The organism is Paenibacillus sp. FSL F4-0097 (genome assembly GCF_038593125.1).
GTDB classification, from domain to species: Bacteria; Bacillota; Bacilli; order Paenibacillales; family Paenibacillaceae; genus Paenibacillus_AQ; species Paenibacillus_AQ odorifer.
Genome location: NZ_CP151965.1, coordinates 714,111 through 726,800 on the forward strand (window position 1 = coordinate 714,111; position 12,690 = coordinate 726,800).

8 protein-coding genes, 3 rRNA genes and 2 riboswitches are annotated in these 12,690 nt (G+C 45.5%); of the genes, 10 read left to right on the forward strand and 1 reads right to left on the reverse strand.

Translation table 11 applies throughout. From position 1 onward, the window contains the following. Positions 1 to 53: 53 nt before the first annotated feature. The 10 genes from MHH86_RS03145 (at position 54) to MHH86_RS03190 (ending at position 11,635) form a co-directional block, all read left to right on the forward strand. Entirely contained in the window at positions 54 to 1,034 is a 981-nt protein-coding gene (locus MHH86_RS03145; protein WP_038568643.1) for a glycosyltransferase family 2 protein, read from the forward strand. Continuing rightward, the gene (locus MHH86_RS03150) at positions 1,021 to 1,428 is read left to right on the forward strand and encodes a GtrA family protein (protein WP_036679899.1); all 408 of its coding nucleotides are present in this window, start codon (positions 1,021 to 1,023) and stop codon (positions 1,426 to 1,428) included. Before MHH86_RS03145 ends, MHH86_RS03150 begins: the two co-directional genes overlap by 14 nt. Positions 1,429 to 1,530: 102 nt before the next feature. Further along, positions 1,531 to 2,196: a class D sortase gene (locus MHH86_RS03155; protein WP_244886418.1), complete on the forward strand. Its 666-nt coding sequence runs from the start codon at positions 1,531 to 1,533 to the stop codon at positions 2,194 to 2,196. 113 nt (positions 2,197 to 2,309) lie between these two features. Continuing rightward, positions 2,310 to 2,392: riboswitch (cyclic di-GMP riboswitch) on the forward strand. A 74-nt stretch (positions 2,393 to 2,466) separates the two neighbouring features. Then, positions 2,467 to 2,547, forward strand: a riboswitch (cyclic di-GMP riboswitch). Positions 2,548 to 2,560: 13 nt separating this feature from the next. Next, positions 2,561 to 3,370: a transglutaminase-like domain-containing protein gene (locus MHH86_RS03160; protein ID WP_081383731.1), complete on the forward strand. Its 810-nt coding sequence runs from the start codon at positions 2,561 to 2,563 to the stop codon at positions 3,368 to 3,370. 367 nt (positions 3,371 to 3,737) lie between these two features. Further along, a 16S ribosomal RNA gene (locus MHH86_RS03165) occupies positions 3,738 to 5,293 on the forward strand. Between the two features lie 232 nt (positions 5,294 to 5,525). Beyond that, positions 5,526 to 8,452 (forward strand): 23S ribosomal RNA (locus MHH86_RS03170). A 129-nt stretch (positions 8,453 to 8,581) separates the two neighbouring features. After that, a 5S ribosomal RNA gene (rrf, locus tag MHH86_RS03175) occupies positions 8,582 to 8,698 on the forward strand. Together the 16S, 23S and 5S rRNA genes form the textbook arrangement of a ribosomal RNA operon. Positions 8,699 to 8,936: 238 nt before the next feature. Then, positions 8,937 to 9,689 carry an acyl-ACP thioesterase domain-containing protein gene (locus MHH86_RS03180; protein ID WP_076179745.1) on the forward strand — a complete coding sequence of 251 codons (753 nt, stop codon included), beginning with the start codon at positions 8,937 to 8,939 and terminating at the stop codon, positions 9,687 to 9,689. A 223-nt stretch (positions 9,690 to 9,912) separates the two neighbouring features. Next, the gene (locus MHH86_RS03185; RefSeq protein WP_340397706.1) at positions 9,913 to 10,473 is read left to right on the forward strand and encodes an RNA polymerase sigma factor; all 561 of its coding nucleotides are present in this window, start codon (positions 9,913 to 9,915) and stop codon (positions 10,471 to 10,473) included. Next, the gene (locus MHH86_RS03190; protein WP_076179746.1) at positions 10,448 to 11,635 is read left to right on the forward strand and encodes a DUF4179 domain-containing protein; all 1,188 of its coding nucleotides are present in this window, start codon (positions 10,448 to 10,450) and stop codon (positions 11,633 to 11,635) included. Before MHH86_RS03185 ends, MHH86_RS03190 begins: the two co-directional genes overlap by 26 nt. 106 nt (positions 11,636 to 11,741) lie before the next feature. Here the strand turns inward: MHH86_RS03190 and MHH86_RS03195 are convergent, their stop codons facing one another. Then, a complete protein-coding gene (locus MHH86_RS03195; RefSeq protein ID WP_076215794.1) occupies positions 11,742 to 12,659 on the reverse strand; it encodes an AraC family transcriptional regulator in 918 nt (305 codons plus the stop codon). Positions 12,660 to 12,690: the final 31 nt, after the last annotated feature.

Below are 12,690 nucleotides of genomic sequence, written 5' to 3' on the forward strand. Positions count from 1 at the left end.
TTATGAAGTGTAGATGGATGTAACGCTCCAAAAAGCTTGTAGGAGGAATAAAGGTGAAAGCCAGATATAGTGTGATTGTACCCATGTTCAATGAGGAGCAAGTAATTAGCCATACTTATGAACGTTTGAAAAAAGTAATGGACGAGTGCGGCGATACTTATGAGCTGGTCTTCGTCAATGACGGCAGTCGTGATCGTTCCGCCCAGATGATTCGGGAGATCTGTGAACGAGACGAGCATGTCAAGCTGATTGACTTCTCGCGTAATTTCGGACATCAGGTAGCGATTACAGCTGGCATGGACTATGCCGAAGGTCAAGCGGTTGTTGTTATTGACGCTGATCTTCAGGATCCTCCGGAGGTCATTTTGCAAATGATCGAGAAGTGGAAAGAGGGCTACGACGTTGTATATGCGAAACGCCTGAAGCGCCACGGAGAAACGATGTTCAAAAAGGTCACCGCGAAGCTTTTTTACCGCCTGCTCAGCAGTATGACAAGTGTGGATATTCCTACGGATACAGGCGATTTCCGTCTTATTGACCGTAAGGTATGTGATGTCCTGCGGGGACTTAAAGAAAAGAACCGCTATGTCCGAGGTTTGGTGAGCTGGGTTGGCTTCAAGCAGACTATGGTGGAATATGAACGGGAAGAACGTTTTGCCGGAGAAACCAAATATCCGCTGAAGAAAATGATTCGTTTTGCGTTAGATGGCATCACCTCTTTTTCACATAAGCCGCTTAAGATTGCTACGTATATTGGATTCTTCCTTTCATTCTCTAGCTTTCTCTATTTATTTTTCGTCTTGTTTCAAAAGATATTTTTCACCTCCTGGACGGTTCCGGGCTGGGCTTCCATTGTAGGCGTCAATCTGCTCTTTAACGGTATCGTTCTGATGCTGTTAGGTGTGATTGGGGAGTATATCGGACGGATTTATGACGAGTCTAAAGATAGACCGCTATACATTGTTAGTGAGACTAAAGGCTACCAGAACGAAGAACAACTGGACCGCCGGAAGGACCACAATGATGTCAGATAAGAACTTGCGTGCTGCATTCATACAGTTCCTTAAATTTAATGCCGTAGGTTTGCTCAATACGCTTATTGATTTTGTGATTTTCACATTGTTGAATTCACTAGGGATGGTATACGCATTGGCGCAGGTGATCTCCTATAGTGCAGGTACGGCGAATAGCTTTATTTTGAATAAAAAAGTAACCTTTCGTGATCGCAACCGGGGGAATAAAGAAGGCTTCGACCGCGTGCAGCTGGTCAAGTTTATCGTGCTGAATCTGGTAGTGCTCGGAATATCACTGCTGCTAATGCATCTGTTGACAGACAGACTAGGTATTCAAGTCTTGATCTCAAAGGTGCTGGTTACATTTATCACGGTGATCATCAATTTCTTTGGAAGTCGTAAATGGGTATTTTAAACATTAATTTCAGGCAGAAGGAGTTGCTATGCTTAAAGGCAAGTAGCTGTTTCTGCTTGATTTGTATATAACCATAGAAACAATATACGGAGGTGAATAACATTGCGTAAATTCTCCTATCTACTCATACTGGCTGGGATACTTATCATGTTATATCCGACAGCTAACGAATGGTACAACGACAGGCAGCAGGAGAAGTTATTAGAAACGGCTGAACTAAGCACTGCCGATAGTACTCCCCAGCCAGATTTGAAGAGCAGGTATGCTGAAGTTACTCAGCTGTTAGCAGAGGAATCGGTTCTGGATGCTCAGGCACAGCCCCAACCCCAAGAGACAGAAAAGCCTGAACCGGAGATTGAGGTCGGTGGCAAAGTAATCGCACTAATTGAAATCGGTAAGATTGATTTGAAGCTGCCTGTATTAGAAGGGGCTACAAAAGCTAATATGAAACATGCTGCAGCCCATATGAAAGAAACGGCACCCCTTGGAGAGATCGGAAATGCTGCAATCGCGGCGCATCGGGCTAGAACTACGGGTCGTTTGTTTAACAGATTGAATGAGGTTGTTGTGGGGGATGTTATCACGGTAAAGACTAGTGATCAGGTGTTTAACTATGAGGTATACGATATTTCTGTTGTAGATCCGAGTGATGTCTCCGTTCTTGACGGGAATGACAAGGATAAGATTCTTACTCTGATTACATGTGATCCGCTAGTGAATCCAACGCATCGGCTGATTGTTCATGCCAAATTAACAAAAGGAGAATAGTGAATGACAAGAAAACACAAATACCGGGAGATATTTATAAAATAATGGGTAATCTAGTAAATTAGGTCTTGTTCACAACTATAAATATGATAGTATTATACTATGAAAGCTAAACACGATAACGGCAAACCTTCCGAAAGGTAGGGACGCAAAGCTAAAGGGCCTTTTCCCGAAAGGATGGCAGCCAGCTACCGAATGAAGAGGCTTTTTTTGTTTGTTTCAAATGGATTCTATCAATTATATCTAGTAAAGCTAGAACAGATAGAGCTTATACGATAACGGCAAACCTATCGAAAGGTAGGGACGCAAAGCTAAAGGGCCTTCCCGAAAGGATGGCAGCCAGCTACCGAAAGGAGTTTTATCCGTGAAAAAGGTTTATTTTATGCTGGTGGCGTTATTCGTCCTAATGACTTCAGTTCCGATAAGTACAGCTCAAGCTGCAAGTGCAGATGCCAGCTGGCTGATTACATCCAAAGTGGCTCAAGGTGTTATTGGTATTAACTATGATATTCCGAAAGATAAAAGAATCAAACTCATGATCACCAAAGATAACAGCAGCTATACATATAACTTGTATGCTTCTGGACAAGCTGAGGACTTCCCTTTGCAACAAGGAAATGGGACTTATAAGGTTTCTGTTCTGGAGAATACAACCGGCAATAAATATAAAGCGTTATATTCCGAAGTAGTAGACGTAACCATGAGTGACTCGAATTCCGTATATTTGGGCTCCGTACAGAATGTGAAATGGAGTTCTTCTGATAAAGCGATTGTCAAAGCTAAACAATTAGTACAAGGCAAAACAACAGACGAAGAGAAAGTTAAAGCGATCTATAACTATGTAGTTGCGAATGTACAATATGATTACTCTCTTGCTAATAGTGTAACTACTGATTATATTCCAAGCATCGATAAGACATTGACTACTAAAAAAGGGATTTGCTATGATTACGCTTCTCTTTTTGCCGCAATGCTGCGGAGTGTAGATGTTCCTGCTAAGTTGGTAATGGGGAATACAAGCTACGTTACGCAATATCATGCCTGGAACGAAGTGTTGCTTAATGGGAAGTGGGTTACCATTGATACTACAGTGGATGCAGGACTTGCAAAGAGTGATAAGAAAACCGATTTAATTAAAGCCTCAAGCAAATATACTGCGGCAAAATACTATTAAATTCGTTGCTATAAACATAACTCTATTAAATAAACAACTAGCTTAATTATTAAGCTAGTTGTTTATTTTTATATTAGGGGTTGCTTTTCTATTAATAGTTGGGGTATTATAGGTAAGCGTTGTTAGACAGCGTACAGGCGATACAAACGAGGCTGATAAAAAGCTTCGAAAAATAAAGCTTGCATTTCTGAAAACAACATGATATATTATAAGAGTTGCTGCTGAGACATTAAACGGCGTCAACGAGAACTTGATCTTTGAAAACTGAACAACGAGTGAGTAGGAAATCACGTAAGTGATATCCAAAATTAGAGAATTAATTTTCTCGTCAGATGTTTCAAAATGAGCATATCGCTCTTTTCAATACTAATTGGAGAGTTTGATCCTGGCTCAGGACGAACGCTGGCGGCGTGCCTAATACATGCAAGTCGAGCGGAGTTATTTTGAAAGCTTGCTTTCAAAATAACTTAGCGGCGGACGGGTGAGTAACACGTAGGCAACCTGCCCTTCAGACTGGGATAACTACCGGAAACGGTAGCTAATACCGGATAATTTCTTTTTTCTCCTGAGAGAAGAATGAAAGACGGAGCAATCTGTCACTGAGGGATGGGCCTGCGGCGCATTAGCTAGTTGGTGGGGTAACGGCCCACCAAGGCGACGATGCGTAGCCGACCTGAGAGGGTGAACGGCCACACTGGGACTGAGACACGGCCCAGACTCCTACGGGAGGCAGCAGTAGGGAATCTTCCGCAATGGGCGAAAGCCTGACGGAGCAACGCCGCGTGAGTGATGAAGGTTTTCGGATCGTAAAGCTCTGTTGCCAGGGAAGAACGTCCGGTAGAGTAACTGCTACCGGAGTGACGGTACCTGAGAAGAAAGCCCCGGCTAACTACGTGCCAGCAGCCGCGGTAATACGTAGGGGGCAAGCGTTGTCCGGAATTATTGGGCGTAAAGCGCGCGCAGGCGGCTATTTAAGTCTGGTGTTTAAACCTTGGGCTCAACCTGAGGTCGCACTGGAAACTGGGTGGCTTGAGTACAGAAGAGGAAAGTGGAATTCCACGTGTAGCGGTGAAATGCGTAGATATGTGGAGGAACACCAGTGGCGAAGGCGACTTTCTGGGCTGTAACTGACGCTGAGGCGCGAAAGCGTGGGGAGCAAACAGGATTAGATACCCTGGTAGTCCACGCCGTAAACGATGAGTGCTAGGTGTTAGGGGTTTCGATACCCTTGGTGCCGGTTAACACAGTAAGCACTCCGCCTGGGGAGTACGGTCGCAAGACTGAAACTCAAAGGAATTGACGGGGACCCGCACAAGCAGTGGAGTATGTGGTTTAATTCGAAGCAACGCGAAGAACCTTACCAGGTCTTGACATCCCTCTGAATCTGCTAGAGATAGCAGCGGCCTTCGGGACAGAGGAGACAGGTGGTGCATGGTTGTCGTCAGCTCGTGTCGTGAGATGTTGGGTTAAGTCCCGCAACGAGCGCAACCCTTAACTTTAGTTGCCAGCAGGTTAAGCTGGGCACTCTAGAGTGACTGCCGGTGACAAACCGGAGGAAGGTGGGGATGACGTCAAATCATCATGCCCCTTATGACCTGGGCTACACACGTACTACAATGGCCGGTACAACGGGAAGCGAAGCCGCGAGGTGGAGCCAATCCCATCAAAGCCGGTCTCAGTTCGGATTGCAGGCTGCAACTCGCCTGCATGAAGTCGGAATTGCTAGTAATCGCGGATCAGCATGCCGCGGTGAATACGTTCCCGGGTCTTGTACACACCGCCCGTCACACCACGAGAGTTTACAACACCCGAAGTCGGTGGGGTAACCCGCAAGGGAGCCAGCCGCCGAAGGTGGGGTAGATGATTGGGGTGAAGTCGTAACAAGGTAGCCGTATCGGAAGGTGCGGCTGGATCACCTCCTTTCTATGGAGAATCGTTCTCTGCAATGAGGACATTCAAATCGGAAGCTCAGCTTCCAAAACTCAGGTTTAGGCCTGTTACTCACTCGTTGCTCAGTTTTGAGAGTTTAAGCTCTCAAGTAAGACTTGATCCTTGAAAACTGGATACCGAAACGAATTTGCGTTTTAGAACATCTTTTAGCAACTTGTGCAAACAAGTAAATGTTATTAGTGAGATTTTTCTTCGGAAGAATCAAGGTTAAGCTAATAAGAGCACACGGAGGATGCCTAGGCGCCAGGAGCCGACGAAGGACGTGGCGAACAACGAAACTGCCTCGGGGAGCTGTAAGCAAGCTTTGATCCGGGGGTGTCCGAATGGGGAAACCCAGCTGTGGTAATTCGCAGTTACTCATACCTGAATACATAGGGTGTGTAGAGGCAGACCAGGGGAACTGAAACATCTAAGTACCCTGAGGAAGAGAAAACAATAGTGATTCCGTCAGTAGCGGCGAGCGAACGCGGAACAGCCTAAACCAAGGGGCTTGCCTCTTGGGGTTGTGGGACGTCTCACATGGAGTTACAAAGGAATATGGTAGGTGAAGAGGTCTGGAAAGGCCCGCGATAGAGGTAAAAGCCCTGTAACCTAAACTGTGTTCTCTCCGAGACGGATCCCGAGTAGTGCGGGGCACGTGAAACCCCGTATGAATCCAGCAGGACCATCTGCTAAGGCTAAATACTACCTGGCGACCGATAGTGAAACAGTACCGTGAGGGAAAGGTGAAAAGCACCCCGGAAGGGGAGTGAAATAGAACCTGAAACCGTGTGCTTACAAAAAGTCAGAGCCCGATCTATGGGTGATGGCGTGCCTTTTGTAGAATGAACCGGCGAGTTACGTTTAACATGCAAGGTTAAGCCGAGAAGGTGGAGCCGCAGCGAAAGCGAGTCTGAATAGGGCGACTTAGTATGTGGACGTAGACCCGAAACCGTGTGATCTACCCCTGTCCAGGGTGAAGGTGCGGTAACACGCACTGGAGGCCCGAACCCACGTACGTTGAAAAGTGCGGGGATGAGGTGGGGGTAGCGGAGAAATTCCAATCGAACTCGGAGATAGCTGGTTCTCCCCGAAATAGCTTTAGGGCTAGCCTCGGTATAAGAGTAGTGGAGGTAGAGCACTGATTGGGTGCGGGGTCCGCAAGGATTACCAAGCTCAGTCAAACTCCGAATGCCATATACTTATTGCCGGGAGTCAGACAGTGAGTGCTAAGATCCATTGTCAAAAGGGAAACAGCCCAGACCATCAGCTAAGGTCCCCAAGTGTGTGTTAAGTGGGAAAGGATGTGGAGTTGCACAGACAACCAGGATGTTGGCTTAGAAGCAGCCACCATTGAAAGAGTGCGTAATAGCTCACTGGTCGAGTGACTCTGCGCCGAAAATGTAACGGGGCTAAACACACCACCGAAGCTATGGCTAGATACGTATGTATCTGGGGTAGGGGAGCGTTGTGTAGGGGTTGAAGGTGTACTGAAAAGAGCGCTGGACACTACACAAGTGAGAATGCCGGTATGAGTAACGAAAAGATCAGTGAGAATCTGATCCGCCGAAAGCCCAAGGTTTCCTGAGGAAGGCTCGTCCGCTCAGGGTAAGTCGGGACCTAAGGCGAGGCCGAAAGGCGTAGTCGAAGGACAACAGTTTGAAATTACTGTACCACCGTAATCCGCTATGAGCGATGGGGTGACGCAGGAGGGTAGTGACGCGGACTGATGGATGTCCGTCTAAGCAGTGAGGCTGATGTGTAGGCAAATCCGCACATCGTTAAGGCTAGGCTGTGATGGGGAGCGAAAATTATAGTAGCGAAGGTCATGATCTCACACTGCCAAGAAAAGCCTCTAGCCAGGAGAAGGTGCCCGTACCGCAAACCGACACAGGTAGGCGAGAAGAGAATTCTAAGGCGCGCGGAAGAACTCTCGTTAAGGAACTCGGCAAAATGACCCCGTAACTTCGGGAGAAGGGGTGCCCCGGTAGTGTGAATAGCACGAGGGGGCCGCAGTGAAAAGGCCCAAGCGACTGTTTAGCAAAAACACAGGTCTGTGCGAAGCCGCAAGGCGAAGTATACGGGCTGACGCCTGCCCGGTGCTGGAAGGTTAAGGGGAGTGGTTAGGGGTAACCCGAAGCTATGAACCGAAGCCCCAGTAAACGGCGGCCGTAACTATAACGGTCCTAAGGTAGCGAAATTCCTTGTCAGGTAAATTCTGACCCGCACGAATGGCGTAACGACTTGGGCGCTGTCTCAACGAGAGATCCGGTGAAATTTTAATACCTGTGAAGATGCAGGTTACCCGCGACAAGACGGAAAGACCCCATGGAGCTTTACTGCAGCTTGATATTGAATTTGGGTACGATCTGTACAGGATAGGTGGGAGCCGTAGAAATCGGAGCGCAAGCTTCGGTGGAGGCGCCGTTGGGATACCACCCTGATCGTATCTAGGTTCTAACCTAGTGCCCTTATCGGGTACGGGGACCGTGTCAGGCGGGCAGTTTGACTGGGGCGGTCGCCTCCTAAAGAGTAACGGAGGCGTTCCAAGGTTCCCTCAGAATGGTTGGAAATCATTCGCAGAGTGCAAAGGCATAAGGGAGCTTGACTGCGAGACCTACAAGTCGAGCAGGGACGAAAGTCGGACTTAGTGATCCGGTGGTACCGCATGGAAGGGCCATCGCTCAACGGATAAAAGCTACCCTGGGGATAACAGGCTTATCTCCCCCAAGAGTCCACATCGACGGGGAGGTTTGGCACCTCGATGTCGGCTCATCGCATCCTGGGGCTGAAGTAGGTCCCAAGGGTTGGGCTGTTCGCCCATTAAAGCGGTACGCGAGCTGGGTTCAGAACGTCGTGAGACAGTTCGGTCCCTATCTGTCGTGGGCGCAGGAAATTTGAGAGGAGCTGTCCTTAGTACGAGAGGACCGGGATGGACGTACCGCTGGTGCACCAGTTGTTCCGCCAGGAGCATGGCTGGGTAGCTACGTACGGACGGGATAAGCGCTGAAAGCATCTAAGCGTGAAGCCCCCCTCAAGATGAGATTTCCCAATTAGTAAGACCCCTTGAAGACGACGAGGTAGATAGGTTGGAGGTGGAAGTGCAGCAATGCATGGAGCTGACCAATACTAATCGGTCGAGGGCTTATCCTATACTTAGAATGCAGATTCGTTTCGGATTCAGTTTTCAGGCGATTAAGCCTGTAATACGCTTAGAAATTCATTGTCACTTCTGGTGATGAACCGAATTTCACGCGGCAGCGTCTGTTTCACAGACGCATGTTTGGTGGCGATAGCGGAGGGGTTCCACGCGTACCCATCCCGAACACGACCGTTAAGCCCTCCAGCGCCGATGGTACTTGGACCGAAGGGTCCTGGGAGAGTAGGACGTTGCCAAGCACACGAAGCCATTGTTGATTTATCAACAATGGCTTTTTTGTTCCCTTTATCGCTTAATTTAAATAATGTGGATAAGTTATGGGGAATTAACGAAATTATAAAAGTTACTAACATGTGGATGAAATAATAAAATATATTCAAAAATGAAAGTAGTCCCCAATTTATGTGGATAGAGCAGTGGTATATGTGGATACTTCAAGTAAATGCAAGGATATTTTGCATGGCAGGAGGATAAACAATGGACAACAGTAGCAATCTTGTGTGGATAGAAGATTTTTCTGTACATGCGAGCGACACGGATTATCGTTCGCAGGGTAAGTTATCCTTTATTCTGGATATCATGCAATGTGCGGCAGACTTCGCAGTGGGTAATTTGGGGATAAGTGTGGAAGAGATTCTGAATGCAGGAATGGGCTGGATGATGATTACGTTAGATCTTGATTTTAAGCGTATTCCCCGCCCAAATGATGTGCTTAGCGTACATACCTGGAGTAAAGGCACTAAAGGGGCACTGTGGCAACGGGATTATCGTATTTTCGATGCAGATCATATAGAAATCGCCACAGCACGATCCATATGGGCTTTAGTAGATATTGAGAAGAGAAAGATACTTAGACCGAATGCCCTTCCAGTTCAGGTTAAGCACTATAATGGCGATTCAGTAGGCGATATGCCTGTTAAGGTAACGATCCCTTCTGATATTACTATGGAAGAAGTTTATCGGTATCAGGTAAGATATAGTGGGCTGGACAGCAACGGACATTTGAATAATGCCCGATACGGGGATTTATGTTGTGATGCGCTCACTTTAGCGGAATGGGATAATGCAGAGTTCACACGCTTCCGGATTACTTATCTACAAGAAGCTAAGTTTGGGGATGAACTGACTATTTTACGTTCAGCTGTAACGGATGATGGTATATATGTACGCGGTCAGAATAGTGATACTGTGTATTTTGAAGCATGTATAGCGTTAAAAGGTGTCCATTAGTACGAATAAGTAAGTAATTTATAAATATGGAATATTATTATAAAAGCGATTTCTCCGAACATCAATCGGGGCAGTCGCTTTTTTTATTGAAAAACGGATAATGTTTCTAACATATTTGGAAAAATTTTTGAGCCTGTCACAATTAAAGGGATCACATTCGTTATATAGTTGTAGTCAATAACAAGGAGGTGATTCTTTGGAACGTCGCAGCCCCGGGGTCCAAGTGAATCAAACAATAATTGAAGAGGCTATCGATCAGGTTCTTGCGGGTAACCGCGAAGCCTATAGAACTATAATACAAGCCTATGAAAGAAAGATTTATACGTATTGCTATTATATTTTGAGAAGTCATGAAGAAGCAGAGGATGCTGTGCAAGATATATTTGTAAAAGTGTATCAGGAACTCAGACGTTATGAGAAACGAGTCTCTTTTAGTGCATGGCTGTATAAAGTGGCCTATCATCATTGTCTGGATCAGGTTCGCAAACGCAAGCGAAGAAACCGTCTGTTATCGCTATATAAAGAGCAGCAGCCCAAAGCCTATTATAATCCTAACGATGAGGAGCCATTGCAGAAGTTATTTATGGATGACCTGACAGCCGAAGAGAGCAATCTCCTGATTCTTAAGGTGGTTGAGCAGTACAGCTTTGAAGAAATGGGTCAGATTATGGATTGTAATTCAGCTACATTACGTAAAAAATTTGAACGTCTACGCAAAAAGTTAGTCCGGCAAAGAATGAATGAAGGAGGCAGCCCTCATGGAGAAATGGCAAGATCCAACTGAAAGTCAGAAGATGGAGCACATTCGTCAAACATTCCTAAATCATGAAATGCCGGTAGACAGTTTCAGCGATTCAATTATGAAGCGAATAGGAGACGAGGGAATGGAAAAACGAGCGTCAAGAAAAAATGGAAATAAGTTCCTAAAAAAATCATTGGTGGCTGCCTCGGCAGCAGCAGTGTTGGGTGCGGGCATAATCGGTAGCGGATTTGTATCCCCGGTCATGGCTGAAACGTTGAAGCAGATTCCTGTTGTAGGTAGTATTTTTAAGGGAATTGACGATAAAGGTCTAAATGCTGCTGAGGAAAAAGGATTATCTACTGCCCCTAACCAAAGCGTTACCCATGATGGAGTGACCTTAAAGGTTACCGATGCCTATTATGACGGCTCGCGGTTGGCTTTTGCGATTGAACGGGAAGGCATTGATAATGATAAGATGATGGCTGAGATGATTATTGAACCGATTGAGTTCGATCCATCGCTAACAGAACAACATGGGAAAGTGACAATGAACCAGTCCGAAAAAGGGTTGTTGGGTTCAGCAGAAGTGAAATTGCCGAATGGGAAAAAACTGGAGAGCCAAATGTCGTCTTTTGGTGATGTTGAGGGCAAAAAGAATGCTATTTTATACGATTACAGAAATCTAAATAATATAGAGGCTTTGGGGGATGAATTTGAATTAAGCATCAGTGTGCCGGTTACACAAATTGCAGAGCCTTTTGTAATCAAGGTGCCGGTGAAAAAAGTAACGGAAGGAATTATCAAGCTTGATCTGAACCAAACAAAAGAGGCAGAAGAATTCAGTTATACGATTACCAAGCTGGAATTAACTCCAGCCACAAGCAGATTACAGCTCAGCGAAGAAGGTAAAGCGCCAACTGTGAAAGAAAAGGATGGATACACAACCTCTGAAATGTTCTATGAAATTGTTGATGAACTAGGCAATGCGTTCTCATCGGGTGGGTCATTTAACTTGCCAGCTATAGTCTATCCTTTGGTAGACAAAGATTTCATTCCGTTCGCGCAAACACCAAAGACAATTACAGTTAAGCCGTTTACTTACTCCATTGATGAAAACCATAAAGCATTAAGGGATGAAGAAGGAAAACAAGTTAAACATTATTATCCGGAGCTTGAACAAACGATTCAGGTGGAGCAAAAGTAACTATTAATTCCATAAGCAAAAAGAAGCCCGTGTCTGCATAGCAGATACGGGCTTTTTGTTAAAAATGAGAATTTATAAGCTACAAAACTATAATATCTTTATATTTCTAAGAGTAACGGTTGTCATCTATAAAAGACGACAACGTAGTCTTTTCTTGTAAAAAATCTAACGGAATGTAGATTTCACTCACCGAGTTTTCGTTATCTGGTCCAAGGTACAATTCACCATAATACTCCAATTCAAATGAAATGGACATCCTGTATTCTGTTTTCGGCAGCCAGATTCCGTAGATATATTTATAGGTAGAAGGGATACCACAAGAGCGGCCTTTATGGATGAATTTCAGATAACGTATGGGTGGTAAGATCTGAAGGGGGAAAGTCTGATTGTGGTCTGCTTTTATAGGACTAATTTCGCAGGCACACATGATCGAAAACCCATTACTCTCATAGTCATCTGGCCAGAAGCCAAGCTGATAATATTTTTCAGGCTGTATTCTATCCGATATAGTGGCTACCTTATTGAAAAGCAAAGGCCAAGTATCAGAAATGACGGAGAAATCATGGTCTACTTTAACTACAGGTCCTTGAAGTATAATTTCCCCGAAATCAACGAGCTGGGGGGAGAGATCACTATCAGAAAGGAATTGAAGTAGATCCTGTTCATATAGTCTAGAGAGCAAAGGGAGTTTCGTTTCAGTAAGTCTTTTTCGAACAAGAGAGGGAGTCGTGTGCAGCATTCTTTTGAAGGCACGGGTAAAGGTCTCATAGTTACTAAAGTTATAGTCTAATGAGATGTCCTGGAGTGAGCGCTCTGGCATTCTATGAATGTCCAAGGCTGCTTCAGTGATTTTGCGTCTGGCTATATAGTCGCCGGGTGCTATCCCAGTGACTGCTTGAAATAGACGGGTGAAATGATAAAGGGAGTATCCCATTTCTTTGGAGAGGACAGCTACAGGAAGAAACGTGGTTAAGCGATCCTCAATGAGATCTAAGGCTTGAATGATTAGTTGGCGATTGTTCAAGAGATGTCCTCCCATAACAGTTAATAGAAAT

Excerpts from the sequence above, each read along its gene's own strand:
- MHH86_RS03190 (WP_076179746.1), top strand. The coding sequence starts at position 10,448 with ATGGAGAAATGGCAAGATCCAACTGAAAGTCAGAAGATGGAGCACATT.
- MHH86_RS03180 (WP_076179745.1), top strand. The coding sequence starts at position 8,937 with ATGGACAACAGTAGCAATCTTGTGTGGATAGAAGATTTTTCTGTACAT.
- MHH86_RS03150 (WP_036679899.1), top strand. The coding sequence starts at position 1,021 with ATGATGTCAGATAAGAACTTGCGTGCTGCATTCATACAGTTCCTTAAA.